Origin of the sequence: Pannus brasiliensis CCIBt3594 (genome assembly GCF_036688125.1) — a bacterium.
Lineage (GTDB): Bacteria > Cyanobacteriota > Cyanobacteriia > Cyanobacteriales > Microcystaceae > Pannus > Pannus brasiliensis.
On record NZ_JBAFSM010000023.1, the window covers coordinates 49,264 to 66,091 of the forward strand.

18 protein-coding genes are annotated in these 16,828 nt (G+C 51.2%); 7 read left to right on the forward strand and 11 right to left on the reverse strand.

The features are described from left to right. The first annotated feature begins 7 nt into the window (after nt 1-7). Together V0288_RS13205 and V0288_RS13210 are read left to right on the forward strand one after the other, a co-directional pair. On the forward strand, nt 8-3,118 hold the full coding sequence (locus V0288_RS13205; RefSeq protein ID WP_332865576.1) for a DEAD/DEAH box helicase: 3,111 nt from the start codon (nt 8-10) through the stop codon (nt 3,116-3,118). Nucleotides 3,119-3,135: 17 nt separating this feature from the next. After that, nucleotides 3,136-3,975 (forward strand): SWIM zinc finger family protein, encoded by an 840-nt coding sequence (locus V0288_RS13210; RefSeq protein WP_332865577.1) that lies wholly within the window; start codon nt 3,136-3,138, stop codon nt 3,973-3,975. Here V0288_RS13210 and V0288_RS13215 read toward each other — a convergent pair. Together V0288_RS13215 and V0288_RS13220 are read right to left on the reverse strand one after the other, a co-directional pair. Further along, the gene (locus V0288_RS13215) at nt 3,972-4,823 is read right to left on the reverse strand and encodes a prephenate/arogenate dehydrogenase (protein ID WP_332865578.1); all 852 of its coding nucleotides are present in this window, start codon (nt 4,821-4,823) and stop codon (nt 3,972-3,974) included. The genes V0288_RS13210 and V0288_RS13215 overlap by 4 nt on opposite strands. A 5-nt stretch (nt 4,824-4,828) precedes the next feature. Then, a complete protein-coding gene (locus tag V0288_RS13220; protein WP_332865579.1) occupies nt 4,829-5,191 on the reverse strand; it encodes a cupin domain-containing protein in 363 nt (120 codons plus the stop codon). 90 nt (nt 5,192-5,281) lie between these two features. Here V0288_RS13220 and V0288_RS13225 point away from each other — a divergent pair, with 90 nt between their 5' ends. The 4 genes from V0288_RS13225 (at nt 5,282) to V0288_RS13240 (ending at nt 7,341) form a co-directional block, all read left to right on the forward strand. After that, nucleotides 5,282-5,446, forward strand: coding sequence for a hypothetical protein (locus V0288_RS13225; RefSeq protein WP_332865580.1), 165 nt, complete (start codon nt 5,282-5,284; stop codon nt 5,444-5,446). Next, nucleotides 5,439-5,894 (forward strand): GNAT family N-acetyltransferase, encoded by a 456-nt coding sequence (locus tag V0288_RS13230; protein ID WP_332865581.1) that lies wholly within the window; start codon nt 5,439-5,441, stop codon nt 5,892-5,894. The genes V0288_RS13225 and V0288_RS13230 overlap by 8 nt, the downstream gene beginning before the upstream one ends. A 93-nt stretch (nt 5,895-5,987) precedes the next feature. Further along, the gene (locus V0288_RS13235; protein WP_332865582.1) at nt 5,988-6,833 is read left to right on the forward strand and encodes a phosphodiester glycosidase family protein; all 846 of its coding nucleotides are present in this window, start codon (nt 5,988-5,990) and stop codon (nt 6,831-6,833) included. A gap of 286 nt (nt 6,834-7,119) precedes the next feature. Continuing rightward, nucleotides 7,120-7,341: a hypothetical protein gene (locus tag V0288_RS13240; protein WP_332865583.1), complete on the forward strand. Its 222-nt coding sequence runs from the start codon at nt 7,120-7,122 to the stop codon at nt 7,339-7,341. A 61-nt stretch (nt 7,342-7,402) separates the two neighbouring features. Here V0288_RS13240 and gshA read toward each other — a convergent pair whose 3' ends face one another. The 8 genes from gshA to V0288_RS13280 form a co-directional block, all read right to left on the reverse strand. Beyond that, the gene (gshA, locus tag V0288_RS13245) at nt 7,403-8,557 is read right to left on the reverse strand and encodes a glutamate--cysteine ligase (protein WP_332865584.1); all 1,155 of its coding nucleotides are present in this window, start codon (nt 8,555-8,557) and stop codon (nt 7,403-7,405) included. Nucleotides 8,558-8,595: 38 nt separating this feature from the next. Beyond that, entirely contained in the window at nt 8,596-9,009 is a 414-nt protein-coding gene (locus V0288_RS13250; protein WP_332865585.1) for a pre-16S rRNA-processing nuclease YqgF, read from the reverse strand. Between the two features lie 467 nt (nt 9,010-9,476). Continuing rightward, on the reverse strand, nt 9,477-9,947 hold the full coding sequence (locus V0288_RS13255; RefSeq protein WP_332865586.1) for an MgtC/SapB family protein: 471 nt from the start codon (nt 9,945-9,947) through the stop codon (nt 9,477-9,479). Between the two features lie 6 nt (nt 9,948-9,953). After that, nucleotides 9,954-11,441: a C-3',4' desaturase CrtD gene (gene crtD / locus V0288_RS13260; protein WP_332865587.1), complete on the reverse strand. Its 1,488-nt coding sequence runs from the start codon at nt 11,439-11,441 to the stop codon at nt 9,954-9,956. Nucleotides 11,442-11,506: 65 nt separating this feature from the next. After that, a complete protein-coding gene (gene corA, locus V0288_RS13265) occupies nt 11,507-12,652 on the reverse strand; it encodes a magnesium/cobalt transporter CorA (RefSeq protein WP_332865588.1) in 1,146 nt (381 codons plus the stop codon). Nucleotides 12,653-12,732: 80 nt separating this feature from the next. Next, on the reverse strand, nt 12,733-13,674 hold the full coding sequence (locus V0288_RS13270) for a glycosyltransferase family 2 protein (RefSeq protein WP_332865589.1): 942 nt from the start codon (nt 13,672-13,674) through the stop codon (nt 12,733-12,735). 37 nt (nt 13,675-13,711) lie between these two features. Continuing rightward, entirely contained in the window at nt 13,712-14,419 is a 708-nt protein-coding gene (gene ispD / locus V0288_RS13275; protein WP_332865602.1) for a 2-C-methyl-D-erythritol 4-phosphate cytidylyltransferase, read from the reverse strand. Between the two features lie 147 nt (nt 14,420-14,566). After that, nucleotides 14,567-14,908 (reverse strand): winged helix-turn-helix transcriptional regulator, encoded by a 342-nt coding sequence (locus V0288_RS13280; RefSeq protein ID WP_332865590.1) that lies wholly within the window; start codon nt 14,906-14,908, stop codon nt 14,567-14,569. A gap of 109 nt (nt 14,909-15,017) precedes the next feature. Here V0288_RS13280 and V0288_RS13285 point away from each other — a divergent pair, with 109 nt between their 5' ends. Next, nucleotides 15,018-15,716, forward strand: a complete 699-nt coding sequence (locus V0288_RS13285) for a pirin family protein (protein ID WP_332865591.1) — start codon at nt 15,018-15,020, stop codon at nt 15,714-15,716. A 123-nt stretch (nt 15,717-15,839) separates the two neighbouring features. Here the strand turns inward: V0288_RS13285 and crtB are convergent, their stop codons facing one another. Continuing rightward, complete coding sequence (gene crtB, locus V0288_RS13290; protein WP_332865592.1) at nt 15,840-16,772, reverse strand: 15-cis-phytoene synthase CrtB; 933 nt, start codon at nt 16,770-16,772, stop codon at nt 15,840-15,842. Nucleotides 16,773-16,828: the final 56 nt, after the last annotated feature.

Below are 16,828 nucleotides of genomic sequence, written 5' to 3' on the forward strand. Positions count from 1 at the left end.
AAAACCTATGAAAATCCTTCACGGGACTTGGATTCCGAAATCTAGCGACGATTTTATCCGGACGGGAACGTTTTATCTCTGGGCGGAAACGACCGAACCGCAAAAAAGCGGGAAATCATCGGGAAATCGTCATCCCTTTCAACTCTCCCGCCTCGAACTCGGGAAAATAGTTTCTTCCGACCTCGGGATTACGGAATCGCCCTATCCTGATCGAATGGTCGTTCCGGCCTATTTTCTCCTACCGACAGCCGAAGATCGACCGAACCCCTCGATCGAACTCGCGCGATATTTAGAAATAGACATCCCGGAACCTACGGGGTGGAAATCGTGGGAAATTGACTGTTATCCCGTTAATTCCGTTTTAAAAGCCCTCAACGACATTCATTTTCTCTGTCTCTACAACCCGGCGGACATTCAACTCGGGGCGGATTTATTATTCTGGTATCAGTACAGCCGTCTGTTGAGCGAGATTATCCGTAAGGATCGCTACATTCCCGCTCTGAAATACCGAGAAATCCCCGCAACAGGGAAGAAAGATTCTAAGTTTGAAATCTATCCGGGGTGGGACATTCTTTCGGAAACCCATCGGCAGGAGATCGATCGCTATCTCGATTATATGCCGCCGATTTGTACCGCCGGTTCCGACATTCCCCATCCCTCCCCGACGCTATACGACGCGCGCGGACTTCTCCAGCATTTCGACGATTGTATGCTGGATTCGATCGTCACGCGGACTCAAATTCCCGCCACTTTCGAGAAAAAAATTCACGATACTTTTCTCAATCTCTGTTTACAGTCGAAAAAAGAACCGTTAACCTCTCCCCGAGCGATCGAACAATACCGTCAGTGGCAAGATTGGCAACAGAAACTAATCGGTACGGGAGACGGTTCGCCTTTCTACCTCTGTTTTAAACTGATTGAAGCATCGGAACAAGATCTGGATAATTGGCGGGTAAAATTCCTCGTCACCGCTAAAAATGACCCCTCTTTACGCTTGGAACTCGATGATTATTGGTTTCTCGACGGCAAAACTAAAAAGACAATTCTAAACCATTTCGGTGCGGATTTCGAGAAAAATTTACTGCTCGATCTCGGAACCGCGGCGCGGGTATATCCGTTAATCTGGAAGGGATTGGAAAGCGAGAGACCGATCGGTTTTTCCCTCACTCTCGCGGAAGCTTTCGCGTTTCTAAAAGAAAATGCCTGGATTCTCGAAGATGCGGGGTATAAAGTGATTATTCCCGCGTGGTGGACACCGCAAGGAAGACAGCGCGCCAAGGTTCGGCTGAAAGCGAGCGCTAAATCGGCGAAAGTTTCCAATATAAGTAAGGGCTTTTTCTCTCTCGAAAAAATCGTTGACTATCAATACGAGATCGCGATCGGGAATGAGGCGATCGATCTTCGGGAATGGGAACAGTTAGTTAACGCGAAAACTCCTCTCGTGAGATTCCGCGGGCAGTGGGTGGAGTTAGATCCCGCGAAAATGCAACAGATGCTAGATTTCTGGCGGAAACAACAACAAGAGAACCCCGATATGACTCTCTTGGAACTGCTGAGAACCGCGGGCGAATCCCCCGAAGAAATCATCGTGGAAACCGATGGAATTCTCGGCGAAATGATGGAGAAATTACAGAACCCTAGCCAACTCGCTCCGATCGAGAATCCCCCGCGACTCCAGGGAACTTTGCGCGAGTACCAAAAGCGGGGGGTAGCGTGGATTCAATATCTGGAAAAGTTGGGCTTAAATGGTTGTCTGGCCGATGATATGGGATTGGGAAAAACCCTACAGGTGATCACTCATTTATTATTGGAGAAGGAAGCGATCGAGGAAAATTTACCGACCTTATTAATCGTCCCCACTTCCGTCATCGGCAACTGGTACAAAGAGATTCAAAAATTCGCCCCCCATTTAACCGTTATTATCCATCACGGCGCGGGCCGATCGCAAGAGCTAGAGGCATTTACTCCCGCTTGTCAGGGACAGGATATCGTTATCACTTCTTTTACATTAATCCAGAAGGATGTTAAACTATTTAAGGGGCAACAATGGCGGAGAATCGTCATCGATGAAGCCCAAAATATTAAGAACCCCAAAGCCGCGCGCACGAAAGCGATTCTCAGTTTAGAAGCGAATCACCGTCTCGCGTTAACGGGAACTCCCGTCGAAAACCGACTCCTCGATCTCTGGTCGATTTTGAACTTCCTCAATCCTGGTTATCTAGGGAAAGAAACGCAATTCCGTAAAGCGTTTGAACTGCCGATCCAGAAAGAGAGCGATCGAGTCAAATCCACGATCCTAAAAAACCTAGTCGAACCCTTTATCCTCCGTCGGGTGAAAACCGATAAAAATATTATCAAAGATCTGCCCGATAAAGTCGAACATAAACAATATTGTAATCTTACTAAAGAGCAAGCTTCTCTCTACGAAGCGGTGGTGAAAGATGTCGAGAAGCAGTTAGAAGAAGCGGACGGGATTCAACGGAAGGGATTGATCCTCTCTACCCTAATGAAGCTGAAACAGATCTGTAACCATCCCCGTCAGTTTTTACAGGATAGTAGCGAGTTTAACGCGGATCGATCGCATAAATTAGAGCGACTGGGAGAGATGATCGAGGAAGTGATTTCCGAGGGAGAGAGTCTATTAATTTTCACCCAGTTCACCGAGATCGGGGAAGCGTTACAGCAGTATTTAAAACGGGAGTTACACTACAATACCTATTACCTACACGGGGGAACCGCGCGACAGAAACGGGAACAGATGATCGATGAGTTCCAAAATCCCGATACGGAACCTTCCGCGTTTATCCTCTCGTTAAAAGCGGGGGGTGTGGGGATTACGTTAACTAAAGCGAATCACGTTTTTCACTTCGATCGCTGGTGGAATCCCGCGGTAGAAAACCAAGCCACCGATCGAGCGTTCCGTATCGGCCAACAGAAAAACGTCTTCGTTCATAAATTCGTCACCTTGGGAACCTTAGAGGAACGGATCGATGAAATGATCGAGGAAAAGAAAAAGTTAACCGAAGCGATCGTCGGTAGCGATGAATCCTGGTTAACGGAACTCGATAACGAAAGTTTCAAAAAGTTAATCTCCCTCAACCGACAAACCATTCTATAAACTATTGAGGTGAAAATATGGTCAAATTCAGTAAAACATGGTGGGGACAGCGATTCATCGAAGCGTTAGAACGATTTACCGATTCTAGTCGATTGAGTCGGGGACGTTCCTACGCGAAAAACGGGAGAGTCAAAGAATACAAGATCCATCAAGGTCATATTACCGCCAAAGTTCGCGGTTCCGTCAATCCCTATTTCGGAGTCTATAAAGAACCTACCTATCGCGTCAGTATCGACATCGAACCGATTTCGGAAAAAGACTGGACGAAAGCGTTATCCTATCTCGGATCGCGCGCGAGTATGGTTTCTAAACTGCTACTCGATGAAGTTCCCGATAATATCGACGAGGCTTTCGCGGAATGTAACCTCCATTTACTGCCGAGTAGCCAGAAAGATTTCGAGACGGATTGTTCCTGTCCCGATTGGGAAAATCCCTGTAAACACATCGCGGGAGTGTATTACCTCGTCGCGTCGGAACTCGATCGAGATCCCCTATTACTCTTTGAACTACGAGGGATAACCCGCGACAAACTGCGGGAAAAATTAGCCAAAACCCCGCTAGGATCGATCCTTTCTTCCTCCCTAGAAAAAGAAGAGATTCCCCTCGCTCCCGTCACTTCCTACTATAGCGAACCGGAAAAAATCGAGGCTGGAAATCCCCCGAATGCCAAAGATTTCTGGCACGCTACCCATCGTTTCCCGCAAAATCTCGAACCCGCGAAAGAAGCGACAATTTCCGCGATCGTCGTCAAAAAAGGAACGGATTATCCCGCTTTCTGGAATAAAGACGGATCGTTTATCGAGATCATGGAAGAAATCTATCAACGGGTGAGAACGAAAAACGCGGGACAGCTTTAGCTCTCGATCGCCCTAACAAAATCCGGTCTAGCCTGTCGGGTAAACTGTAAGATCGCCTCTAATTCCGTCCAATTTTCCCCCTCGATAGCGGAGATAATCCCGTCTAAATTCTCCCGATACTCCCGCAAAGACGCGAGTAAAGCCGTCCGATTGTGATGCGCCATCATTAACCCTAACTCGGGATTGCCCCCACCGACGCGACTCGTATCGCGAAAGCCAGAACTCGCCAGATTTTTCGCCAATTCTAGAATATCCGCCTCCTTTTCCCCCGCGCAAGCTTTAATTAGTCCCGCGCTCACCATCACCGGCAGATGGGAGATCCAGGCTACCGCTCGATCGTGCGCCTCCGGGGTGCAATGATAGACCCTACAGCCCAATTTTTTAACGAATTCCGTCAGAATCTCCACCGCGAATGCCGGGGTAGACTCGATCGAGGTAATTACATACGGTGCATTGACAAATAGATTAAATTGTGCTGAGGCGATGCCCTGTTCCGCCGTTCCCGCCATCGGGTGACTACCGACGAAATTCGGCCATAATCGGGAACAGGGGGCGACGATCGCGCTTTTTACCGAACCCACATCCGTCACGATCGCGCTCGGTTTCAAATACGGGACGAGCCTTTCGAGGGTGGGAACGATCAGATCGATCGGGGGACAGAGAAACACCAGATCCGCGTCCGCGAGGATTTCTAACCCCGTACCGGCCTCGTCCACCGCTCCCCGTTCGCGCGCGATCCGACAGGTACTCTCCTGACGCGACACCCCCAAAACCCGAAAACCGAGCGATCGAGCGTCCAAACCCAACGATCCGCCGATTAATCCCAACCCCACGATCCCGATATTCATAGATTTCACTCGAAAACGATCTCGTCTTCCACCCGCCACGCGGGATCGACAATACACAGGAAAATCAACGGTTTATCGCCACAATTGTGGATATATTGCCGCGCGTTCGGGGGAATATAAATAGCGTCCCCCTCGGTGACAATTCGCGTCTCCCCGTCGATGTGCATCTCCCCCGTTCCCTGGAGGATATAGTACACCTCCGAGGTTTTCAGCGCGTGAGGGGTGGAGGTTTCGCCGACCTCGACGATCGCGTGCGCGAGGCTGTAACGTAGATCTAGCGGTTGTTTGGCGGGATGGAGTAATTCCCTCAGTCGCGTGCGATCGCCGGCGATAAATTCTTCACAGTCGAGCAAATTTTTGACGAACATGAATTCGGTCCTTCTCCCGATCGAGAGGGATAAGAATACACCTTTCGATCTTATGCTAGATGTACCCACGATCGAGATCTAGAAATTTCTATGGCATTTTTCCGTCAATATATCATCCCTCTCCTCACCATTCTCGTGTTTTTCGTCGCCCTCTTCGCCACTAGCGCCCGTATCTTTCTGCCCTCGGATCTGGCCGCGCCCGCCCCGATCGAAGAACCGATCGGCTCGATCGAACTTCCCGTTTTCTATGGGTAATCTCCCGTCCGGCTATCGTCTCCGTCTCGGAACCGGCGGAGATCGCTATCTTCTGGGCGATTTTCTCGATCGTACCTATCGGGAAATCTTCCCCGAACAAGCCGATCTCTCCCATCTCGCGGACACGGTAAAACAGTATTTTTCCGCCGATACGAGTCTCTGGATCGTCGAGAGAGAGGGGAGATCGATCGCCTGTCTGTGGATGGGAACGGCGGTCGATCAGAGTAGCGGGGAACGTTACGGGCATATTTTTTTAATCTACGTCGATCCCGCTCACCGACGACAGGGAATCGCCACCGCGTTGATCGATCGAGCGCGGGAACTCGCGAAAAGTCGGGGGCAGAAACAGATCGGCCTACAGGTTTTTCTCGCCAATCAAAACGCTCTCTCTCTCTACGAAAAACTCGGTTTTCAAACCCGATCGCTATTGATGCTCGATCGATGGTAATCGAGGGGTTCGCGTCGGGTCGATACGGGTCTCCCGCGCGAACTTTGATATAGTAAGAATACTCTAACCCGATGGATACCCTCGATTTTGACCGTGAATCGATTTTCTCGCTGGTTCCTTCTCTTTTTCGCCTCGCTAACGGGGTTGGTTTTGTTAACGCTATCGATCCGCGCCAATCCTTCCCTGGAATATAAAACGTTCGATCGACCCGGTACGCGGATTCATACCTTACTCATCCCCGCGAATAGTGGCTATCGCGTGGGAATCGCGGTTTCGGAAAATTTAGAACCCCTCAAAAATATCGCGGAAAAGAATAAAGCGATCGCCGCGATGAACGCGGGTTATTTCGACCCGAAAAACGGACAAACCACCTCGTTTATTATCCGAAACGGCCGATTGGTAGCCGATCCGAGAAAGAACGATCGCCTGATGAAAAACCCCGATTTACAGCCCTATCTCTCGCGGATTTTAAATCGCGGGGAATGGCGACAGTACCGTTGTGGTAATAAATTTCAATACTCGATCGATTCGCGGAATAGCCCGATCCCGTCCGGTTGCGAGATCCTGAATTCCGTCGGCGCGGGTCCGGTACTTCTGCCGAAATTAACCGCGCGGGAGGAAGCGTTTACCGTCTATGAAAAGGGGAAATTAATCCGGGACTCGATCGGGGTAAATCAACGGAACGCTCGATCGGCGATCGGTATTACCAAAGACGGCGATTTACTCTGGGTAATGGTGGAGAAAAAATCGATCAACGGTGGTTTTACCCTACCAGAATTAGCGAATTTTGTCAAGGGAATGGGAGCGATCGAGGCGTTAAATTTAGACGGCGGAAGTTCCTCGTCTTTCTACTATCAAGGAATTAGCGAGTACGGACAGATCGACAAAGATGGCGCGCCGGTAAAACGACCGATTAAATCCGCCTTGATTTTATATTGAACGGAATTTAGAAAAGCGAGCGATCGAAAAGGCGATTATTCGATCTCGATTTCCTCGAAAGTTTCCCCGGACACGATCGGGTTTTGTGTCATGATAATCCTAACGGCGAGAAGCCCTAAAAGAAGAAAATTGGTAGGTCGGGTCGGGGCAACGAAACCCAACACGGATTGAATGAAGTGAAACCTAACAATCGCGAAAAGGCCTGTCAGTCAATCAGCTATCCATCCGGTGCCGTAGTGAAAGGAGTTGTATAATAGACAGTAGTACCTAAAAATTGAAAAAAGTTATGACGGATTTATTAACCACCGCTTTTGAAAAAGCGCGAGATCTGCCAGCAGAAATACAGGAATTACTCGCACAACAACTAATGGACGATATCGAAAACGAACTGCAATGGCAAGAGACTTTATCCCGTCCCCAAAGTGCGAAATTAGAGGAGTTGGCCGCCAAAGCTCTATCGGATTCGGCTAATGGTAAAACCCGAGCGATGGGATTCGATGAATTATGAAATCCGAATTAAAAACAATACGGGAAGAAAATCGATCGATCATCCTCCCGACGAAAAAAATCTAAGCCACGAGGATATGCTGACACAATTTATCCTCTAACTCTAGCTCCTGTTGTTCGAGGGTTCCGATCGCTCCTTGAATAATACTTTTCACGTCCATCCCGCTCTCGTACTGCTTTAACCACTGTTGCGCGGTATTGCCCTCGCGGAGAATTTTCTGTACCGGGGAGAGGAAACAGGCGAAACCTTTTTCCTTGGCAATCGGGTGTACTTCCGCGTAGAGATCTTTAACCCAATCCCTCGCCAGAATTTCCCGTCCGTCCATCCAGTGCCGTAACGTCGCGTCGAGGCTAAAACGAGCGGCGGCCTGTTCGTTTTCCGCGGTAATGGCGAGTAAATCCTCGTGTCGGGTGCTACTCGGTAACTGACTCAGCGTGAGGGGATCGAGACTCGGATCGGCTAACAGTTGCGTTAAACGCGCTTCTAAAAGAGCCATCACCGCTAATAAAGCGATCGGGTTGCCGATCAGGTCACAAACTCGCAATTCTAGCCGATTCAGATTGTAGGGACGGTTGGAACCGTTGGGACGCACCGACACCCAGAGATGACGGACATTCTGCATCGTCCCCAGTTTTAACTGTTCCTCCGTCCAGCGGACGAAATGTTTATGGCTCTCGAAGAGCGGGACGCGCGCGGGGGTTTGCGGGAATACCTGCCAGCGTCGCGAGTGCGATCCCGTTATCTTCCCGTCGAGAAAAGGGGAAGACGCGCTTAAAGCGAGGAATAACGGCGCTTCTAGACGGATTAAGCGACAGGCTCGTATTAATTCATCCCGATCGCCGATCCCGACATTCATGTGAATACTAGCGGTCACGACATTCGTGCCGTAGGTTTTCTCGATATAGTCGTGATAGGGATTGCCGGGGTCGCTCCGATAGAAATGGCTACTATCCCCGAGAGATAGGGTACTTCCGGGGATGAGGGTGTAATCTCCCGAGCGTCGCAGGTACTGACGCAGGTTCCGACGGGGTTTCAGCGTCGCGCACAGGAGGCGATCGTAATTACACATGGGCGCGGTGGTGTACTCGACATTCCGGCTATCCGGTTCGCGGACGAAGCCATCGAGATCCTGAACGATGCGATCGGATAGCCCGATAATCTCGCCCTCGCGGGTTCCCGTGTACATCTCGACTTCAAAGCCCTTGCTTAAGAGCATGGTAATCCCCTCGCTGTTTCCTATCTGTCAGTGTGCCATTAATCGGGCGAGGTCGATCGACCTTCCCGTTGTAAATACCGTTCGATCAGTAGAATGGCAACGATATCATCGATCGGTCGGTCGGGAAGGCGCATTCCCCTCGGGATCAATTTCTGGAGTCCCTTGGGAGGATACATATCGCGGTAGCGTTCCTCGGCCTCTACGGTACTGTTGCGTTCGTCTACCATCTCGATAGGAACGGATAAACTCGCCTCTAATTTATCTTTCCACGTTTTCGCCGTGGTTTGATCGCCCATCACCAGCAATTCGATCGAGTATTTCAAGCAGAGATCGGCTAGACGCTCGATCGCTTCCCCCGAAGGAACGACCTCGTGAAGATACAGTTTCCCGTCTTTCGATCGAACCGCCACCCCGCACTTATCCCGTCCCGGATCGAATCCTAAAATATTCATGCTTCTACTGTCGCGAGCTAATCAACGTCAGTTGGGGATCGGAAGTTGACGATTTTTCGGTGAGAAGCCGAGTCTTATTCGGGGGACTAGCCCCCCGAACCCCCCACCGGGGGAGGGGTGCCTCCCCCGGACCCCCTGCACAAGGCCACGCGCGACATCACTGCGAGTTGACAAGATTTCGGGATGACTTGAATGAGAGGATCTCGATTCTGACTTATACCGAACTGACGTTAATCAAATCTTACCGGGACACGTCGATCGGGTTAAAACGTCCAGAGACCTGTCATGAAAATTTATTTTCATCCTCGGTTGTGAACGCTAGTTCATGCTCGTCTCCCGCACAATTCGTTTTTGGAGGTCTAAAAACTTCCAAAACTGGATTTTAACAAGATAAACTAGGTATTTGTTGCAATTCTTTTCTATAAGATTCTTCCTCACGTCTCCTGCCTCCTGCCTCCGCATTTCTCTCAGCGAAAAAACCGTTCCTCGAAAAATTTCACCACCCCCAGCGTGAAAATCGCGAGAAACGCGGTGAGAATCGCCAGATCCCACAGTCCGCAGGCGATAGCGATTCCCAACCCGCAGGACAGCCAGATCGTCGCGGCCGTTGTCAGTCCCCGGATTTTCGCCCCTCGCGGCCGTTGTAAGTCGTGCAGGATCGCCCCCCCACCGACGAAACCGATACCGGTAATAACCCCCTGGAGGATGCGACTGAGCGCGTCGGGCTGATTTTCTAACAATCCTAGCTGAACGGGAACCAAAACGAACAAAGCCGCCCCTAAACTGACGATCATGTGCGTTTTTAACCCCGCCGCTTTCTGGTGGATCTCCCGTTCCAAACCCACCCCCGCGCCGACGAATAACGCCATAACCAGACGCAGGAATAACTGTGGCAGGGCGAGCGGGAGTAAATTGTCCAGCCCCGAATAATCCGTCACGATCGCTCATCCCTCCTCGATCTGTTGTACCACCGTCCGCGCCGAATAACTAACCCCCGCGGTTCCCTCTCCGGGATGGGTAGAGTCTCCCACCAACCAGAGACGGGGAATCGGGGTACGCGTCGCCACCCCGAAAGGGCCGAAAGTGGAAACCCTCTGTCCCACTCCCCCGACAATGCCCCGGTCGCGTCCGGTGAAACGCTCGAAAGTGCGCGGGGTTGCCGATTCACTATGGAGAATTCTACCCCGCGATAGATGAAAATAATTTCCCAGGTGGGCGATCGCTTCCTCGGTATAACGTTCCTTTAACTGTCGGTAACTTTCCCCGTTTCCTCGCCACCAGAGAGCCGGTTCGGTGAAAGACGAGGCGATAATCGTCGCTTTTCCGGCTGGAGCGCGGCCGTCTCCCTCTTTACTCACGGAGACGAAGAGGGAGTTATTTTCGCCGATAACGCCGTCGTAATCGTAGAGAAATTGGAGATGGGGGGGACAATCCGGGGGAATCGCGGCTCGATCGACTCCCAGGTACACCACGAAAGCGCCGGACGCGGGGGGCAGTTTATCGATACGGTAGCGATAGAGAGGCGGCATTTTATCGAGTAATCCGGGAAGATTCTGGATCGGGACGTTAGCGACGATGTGATCGGCGGTTTCCGTCCGGATTTCACCCGTTTTTTGATTTTTCACGATTACCCCGATCGCTTTCCCGTTTTCGGTGAGGATTTTTTCGACGGTGTGGCGCGTCTGTAGGGAACCGCCGTATTTTTCTAAAGCCTCCACCAGTCGATCGCTCAACCCCTGCATACTACCCTGTAGATGGGACAATCCCCGCGGCGCTTGAGAGACGGATAACGCGGTCGCGGCGTAGAGAAGCGCGGTTTCATCGGCGCCAACCTGAGAATACAGCTTTAACTGCATATCGAGGAAAGTTTTCAATCGTTTATCGCCGTCTAAGCCGTATAACCGTAACGCGTCCCCCACCGTCATCAGGGTAAAGGGAACCGTCAGCAGGGTATCCGGACGGAACGCGGCGAGTAAATGTCCGAGATCGCGAAGATTCCGCGGGGGTAAAACCGGATCGCGACTTTGAAAACGCCAACCCGATTCAAAGAGTTTGCCGATTAACCGCCAAAAAGGTTCACTACCGGGAAATTGTCTCTGTCTCTCGGCGCGCCACTTGTCGGGATCTCGCCAGACGTTAACGGGGGTGGTTTCTCCCGGCAGGAATACAGCGCAAGCGGGATCGCAGGGAGTCGCGGGGGGAAGTTCGATTTCCAACTCGTCGAAAATCCGTTTGTGAATGCCTCCTTCCTCTAATCCCGCTACCTGTGTCGCGCCGACATCGAAGATAAAGCCTCGTCTGGTGAAAGTGGACGCGCATCCACCGGGAACGATCGCCCGATCGAACACCGTAACATCATACCCCCGGCGCGCCAACAACGCCCCGGCCGTCAATCCACCGATCCCCGCGCCGATAACGATCGCCCGTACCATATTCGTAACATCTCTTAATATTTCTCTCTCATTTATAGTAACGCTTTCTCCAGGGTCGATCGGGCCTAACGACTCGTATTGTTAAACCATCCCCGGCGCCAGAAGAAATAGATCAGTCCTAGGGCGATGACTAACATTAACCCCAAACAGTAAAAATATCCCCAATACCAGTTTAATTCCGGCATATTAAACGGGGACTTTTCCGTTTTAAAGTTCATCCCGTAAATCCCCGCGATAAAGGTGAGCGGGATAAAAATCGTCGAGATCACGGTGAGAGTTTTCATGATCTCGTTCATTTTATTACTCACCGACGAGAGATAGAAATCCATCAACCCGTTCGCGAACTCCCGATAGTTCTCGATCACGTCGATAATCTGCACGACATGATCGTAACAATCGCGGAGGTAGGGTTTAATACTTTTATCGATGAGAATATATTCATCCCGTAGGAGCGCGTTAATCGTGTCTCTCTGCGGCCAGATGGCGCGTCGGAGCGATAGTAACTCTTGACGTACCTCGTAAATTCTGGCGAGGGTTTGTTCGGTGGGATGGAGGATAATTTCATTTTCTAAATGCTCGATTTTTTCCCCGTAGGCTTCTAGCACGGGGAAATAACCGTCGATAATCGCGTCCCAGATCGCGTAAGCGAGATATCCAGCTTTCTGTTTGCGGATCGAGCCTTTGTTTAATCGAATCCGCTCTCGAACCGCTTCTAGAGAATCGTATTGACCCTCTTCCTGCACCGTGATCACGTAATTTTTTCCGATAACCACACTGACTTGCTCCAAGAGAAAGCCGTCATTGTCGGTTAACACGGCCATTTGAATAATCAGGAGAAGATAGTCATCGTATTCTTCGATTTTCGGTCGTTGGGGAATATTGATAATATCCTCGATCGAGAGCGGGTGTAGATGGAAGATTTCGGCGAGAGATTGTAATTTATCCTCGTTCCCCAACCCGACGATATCGATCCAAGTAACCGAATCGGGCGATAAATATTGCTGACAATCTGGCGGTAAAATGTTATTGACTCTCGCGGCCTGTTGAGAGTTGTAGTTAATTAAGAAAATTTCCGTCGGGTGAGCGTTCTGATCGATCTCGATCAGCCCCGGCATCGTACCGGGCGCGTTATAGTGATAGTCGTAAAGACGGGTTTTCGCTCTAGAAGTTTTGGCGGTTTTTCGAGACTTGGATAGCCGTTTATTACGCATAACCCCCTCGTGATTTCTATAAACTGTCACGCGTTTACACTACCGATTCACTTTCCGTCTCCCGATCGACGCGAAACCGCTTACAACCACTCGATCTCGCGCGCGTTATCCGATAGTTGCGCGGTTGCCTGTCCCTGACTTCGAGCGTGAAAACCGATTAAATCGAGTGGGGTTCCGAAAAGATCTACGGTGTCCGCTTTTCCGAGGAGAATTTTTAAACTATTTTTCGGCACTTCTTTAAAAATCCAGCGACCGAGCCGATAAAACATTTCCGAAGTGGTAAAATTTCTCTGTAAATCACAACCGTGAAGTTCGTGAAGGTAGCGATTCGATCGACCGTATCGCCGGAATTGTTTTTGAAAATCTTGAATGGTCGATCGATGTCGGTGCGATACGATCGCTTTCGGCGCGCTCGCCAATTTCCACCCCGTCTGTTTTTGAATACGCCAACAGATATCCGCGTCGCCGCCGGTCGTTAAATAGGGACGGAATAACCCGACTTTTTCCAGCGCGCTTTTTCTAATGCCGAGATTCGCCGTTTGTCCGTAGGGACAGAAAGGATGTTGTAATAAAAACTTCTGCGAGAGAATTTCCCGACGGGCGGTATATTTTTCCACCAGAGAATCGCCGGTGAGCGCGATAATTTCTCCCGCGACCAGACCGACATCCGGATCTTCAAAAGGTTTAACCATTTCTTCCAGCCAACCGGGATCGGGACGACAATCCGCGTCGGTAAAAATTAACAGATCGTGACGGGCTTTTCTAATACCCGTATTCCGTGCGGCGTAGGAACTCTGAATCTGATTTTCCGCGAGGGGAATGAGGGGAAAACCTCGCGCCGCGAGATCGATCGCCGCCTTTTCTAAAAGTTCCGCGGTTCGATCGCTACTGTTATTATTGACGAGCAAATATTCCACCCGATCGCGCGGGTAGGTCTGTTTTTCTAAACATTCGAGTAAATCGGGCAGATCCGTCTCGCCGTTATAGATCGGGACGATAACCGAAATCGGGGGAAAATCCATCGGGGTTCCGGGAGAATCGACACCTCATTTAATACCGTTAATCCCCGATTTTGACAATCCCCTCCTCGGAACGTCGCGCGATAATGTATTCGGCGATCGCTAGATCGACGGGAGTGGTAATTTTTAGGTTCGTTTCCTCTCCCTCGACGATTTTCACCGGAAAACCGCATTTCTCGAACAGCGCGGCATCGTCGGTCACTTCCCAGCCGGAGAGACGGCCTTTCTCGTGGCATTCTTTGAGGGTAGGGACGTGGAAACCCTGGGGGGTTTGCGCCGCCCATAGATAAGCTCGATCGGGCGTATCGCGAATCCAACCCCCGTCATCGACAATTTTAATCGTGTCCTTGACGGGAATGGCGGCGATCAATCCGGTACAGTTCGCTAAAGCGTCGGCACAGCGATCGAACAGCGCGGGAGTGGCGAGACAGCGCGCCCCATCGTGAATTAATACCCTCTCCGCGTTGTCGGGAAGGGCTTGTAAGCCGTTGTAAACCGATTCTTGGCGTGTTTTGCCCCCTTGAATCAATCGGACGGGTTTAGCGGGGTTTACCGAGGCGATAATTTCCTCGATCGCCTCGAAGTCCTCCGGCTGTCCCATGATCCCGATCCAATCGATCGATCCCGATGCCTCCGCGGCCAGCAATGTCCACGCGAGTAAGGGTTTACCGTGGAGGGTGAGTAAAAGTTTATTACGATCGCTCCCCATCCGTTTCCCCATCCCGGCCGCGGGAATTAAAAAGTGAATTTTCGGCATAAATCTTTAGTTCGGAAAGAATTCAGGAGTCCGAATACAGGAGTCAGGAGAGGGATGGGAAAAGAAAATCCCCGCGCGTCGATCGAGAGTTTTACGGGTGTTTACCGATCGCTTCGCCTAACCTCGGACAGTCTTTCATCATACCGTCTCGCGGGGAGTTTCGCGCTCTTGTCCCCACCGGTGTAACTGCCAGATAATCGGTTGTAAGGATTCCCCGATCTGGGTGAGGGAATACTCGACTTTCGGCGGGATCTGCGGGTACACTTCCCGATGGATGATGCCGTCGATCTCCAGTTCCCGTAACTGCTGGGTTAAAACTTTCTGACTGATGCCGGGTAATTCTTTTTGCAATTCCCCGAACCGTTTCACCCCCTCGAATAATAACCGCAGGATCAACAGTTTCCAGCGGCCGCCGATCGCTTTCAAGGCGAATTCCGCGGGACAGGTAGAGGGATCGGGAGTTTCAAATTCCGGTAACATGGTTCCTCACTTACCGATAAGTAACTATCTTACTTTGAAGTGCGTACTTATCAATTTTAAAAAGATTTTATAGACTATAAATATAGGAATCGAGAACGAGGAAAAAAAGATGATTACCCTTCGGAAATCGAACGATCGAGGCCACGCGAATCACGGCTGGTTAGATAGTTATCATACCTTCTCCTTCGCGGGTTACTTCGATCGCCAACACATGAACTTTAGAAGCCTCCGGGTGATCAACGAGGATCGCATCGCGGGTGGCGCGGGATTCGATACCCACGGACACCGGGACATGGAGATTGTAACCTATGTCCTCGACGGAGAGCTAGAACATAAAGATAGTCTCGGGACGGGTTCGATTATCCGACACGGGGAAATTCAACGCATGAGCGCGGGAACGGGCATTTTTCACAGCGAGTTTAACCATTCTCCCCAAAATCCCATCCATCTCCTCCAGATCTGGATCGTCCCCGATCGAACCGGCATCGAACCGAGTTACGAACAGAAATCGATCGGTCTGGAAAAAAATCCCGGTACTCTCCAGTTAATCGTCTCACCGACCGGGGAAGGCAACGCGGTAAAAATCCATCAGGACGTGAACCTATACGCGGGAATTTTGCCCTCTAGAACGTCTCTGGTTCAGGAACTCGCTACCGGTCGTCACGCCTGGATACAGGTCGCTAGAGGCGCGATAACGGTCAATGGAGAGACGTTACGCGCGGGGGACGGCGCCGCGATTAGCGAGGAGGGGAAAGTGGCGATCGAATCCCTGGACGACGCGGAAATTCTCCTGTTCGATCTCGCGTAGGTAGAGGGGGCGTGGGGAGATGGGGAGGTGAGGGAGATCGGGAGAGAACCAATTATAATTCTGACTCCTGACTCCTGCCTCCTGCCTCCTGCCTCCTGCCTCCTGACTCCTGACTCCTGACTCCTACAAAGCTTGCGATCGCAACCACGCCACCGGGAGATAGAGTAACTTCCGCGGGAGGGGGACGTAGGCGCGGCGACCGAAAACGTCGTAATCGTTGGCCTCGATCACGTCGAGAATGCCTTGATAGAGGAGTAGCGCGGACCAGACCGGCCAGCGAGAATCGGGATTGAGGGCGCGGATACCGCGTTCGGCGGATTCGTAGTATTCCCGGGCCCGATCGATCTGGAATTTCATTAAAGCTTTCCAGCGATCGTCGTTAACCCCTTTAAAGAGATCGTCGGTCGTGTAGTTAAACCGTTCTAAATCCTCGATCGGTAGGTAAATCCGGCCTCGATGGGTATCTTCCCCCACATCCCGCAGAATATTGGTTAATTGGTTGGCGATACCGAGATCGATCGCCTCCTCGCGGGGAATATAAACGCTCTGATTTTTACACCAGGGGGCCGATCGATCGCCCCGATCGTAGCCTAACACCGCGCTCGACATTAGCCCCACCGTTCCCGCGACCCGATAACAGTAGAGTTTCAGGTCTTCAAACGTCTCGTAGCGACTGCGATAGAGATCCATCCGCTGGCCGGCGATCATGTCCCGGAAAGGCTGGATATCCATCGGGAATTTTTCGAGGGTATCGACGAGCGCGACATCGGCCGGCTCGATCGGGTTTCCCGCGAAGACCGATTCTAGCTGTCTTTCCCAGTTGTCGAGGGTTTCGGGAGTGGTCGATCGGGCCTGGGGGCCGTCTACCAGTTCATCGGTACGGCGACACCAGAGGTAGATCGCCCAGATCGCTTGACGCTTCGCCCGCGGCATCAGGAGGGTGCCGAGGTAAAACGTCTTGGAATACTTCTCTGTAATCTGGCGACAGAGTTCGTAAGACTCCGCGAGGGAGACGAGGGGTTTGGGGTGGGTGGTCGGTTTAGGCAATTGGAGCATTCTGCGGGAGCGGAATGATTTACTGAGTGCGGGGGAGAATCGCGGTTAATGATATA

What these genes read in the sequence shown, in the direction of transcription:
- V0288_RS13205 (WP_332865576.1), top strand. Translation starts at nt 8, where the DNA reads ATGAAAATCCTTCACGGGACTTGGATTCCGAAATCTAGCGACGATTTT.
- V0288_RS13210 (WP_332865577.1), top strand. Translation starts at nt 3,136, where the DNA reads ATGGTCAAATTCAGTAAAACATGGTGGGGACAGCGATTCATCGAAGCG.
- V0288_RS13215 (WP_332865578.1), bottom strand. Translation starts at nt 4,823, where the DNA reads ATGAATATCGGGATCGTGGGGTTGGGATTAATCGGCGGATCGTTGGGT.
- V0288_RS13220 (WP_332865579.1), bottom strand. Translation starts at nt 5,191, where the DNA reads ATGTTCGTCAAAAATTTGCTCGACTGTGAAGAATTTATCGCCGGCGAT.
- V0288_RS13225 (WP_332865580.1), top strand. Translation starts at nt 5,282, where the DNA reads ATGGCATTTTTCCGTCAATATATCATCCCTCTCCTCACCATTCTCGTG.
- V0288_RS13230 (WP_332865581.1), top strand. Translation starts at nt 5,439, where the DNA reads ATGGGTAATCTCCCGTCCGGCTATCGTCTCCGTCTCGGAACCGGCGGA.
- V0288_RS13240 (WP_332865583.1), top strand. Translation starts at nt 7,120, where the DNA reads ATGACGGATTTATTAACCACCGCTTTTGAAAAAGCGCGAGATCTGCCA.
- gshA (WP_332865584.1), bottom strand. Translation starts at nt 8,557, where the DNA reads ATGCTCTTAAGCAAGGGCTTTGAAGTCGAGATGTACACGGGAACCCGC.
- V0288_RS13250 (WP_332865585.1), bottom strand. Translation starts at nt 9,009, where the DNA reads ATGAATATTTTAGGATTCGATCCGGGACGGGATAAGTGCGGGGTGGCG.
- crtD (WP_332865587.1), bottom strand. Translation starts at nt 11,441, where the DNA reads ATGGTACGGGCGATCGTTATCGGCGCGGGGATCGGTGGATTGACGGCC.
- corA (WP_332865588.1), bottom strand. Translation starts at nt 12,652, where the DNA reads ATGCGTAATAAACGGCTATCCAAGTCTCGAAAAACCGCCAAAACTTCT.
- V0288_RS13270 (WP_332865589.1), bottom strand. Translation starts at nt 13,674, where the DNA reads ATGGATTTTCCCCCGATTTCGGTTATCGTCCCGATCTATAACGGCGAG.
- V0288_RS13280 (WP_332865590.1), bottom strand. Translation starts at nt 14,908, where the DNA reads ATGTTACCGGAATTTGAAACTCCCGATCCCTCTACCTGTCCCGCGGAA.
- V0288_RS13285 (WP_332865591.1), top strand. Translation starts at nt 15,018, where the DNA reads ATGATTACCCTTCGGAAATCGAACGATCGAGGCCACGCGAATCACGGC.
- crtB (WP_332865592.1), bottom strand. Translation starts at nt 16,772, where the DNA reads ATGCTCCAATTGCCTAAACCGACCACCCACCCCAAACCCCTCGTCTCC.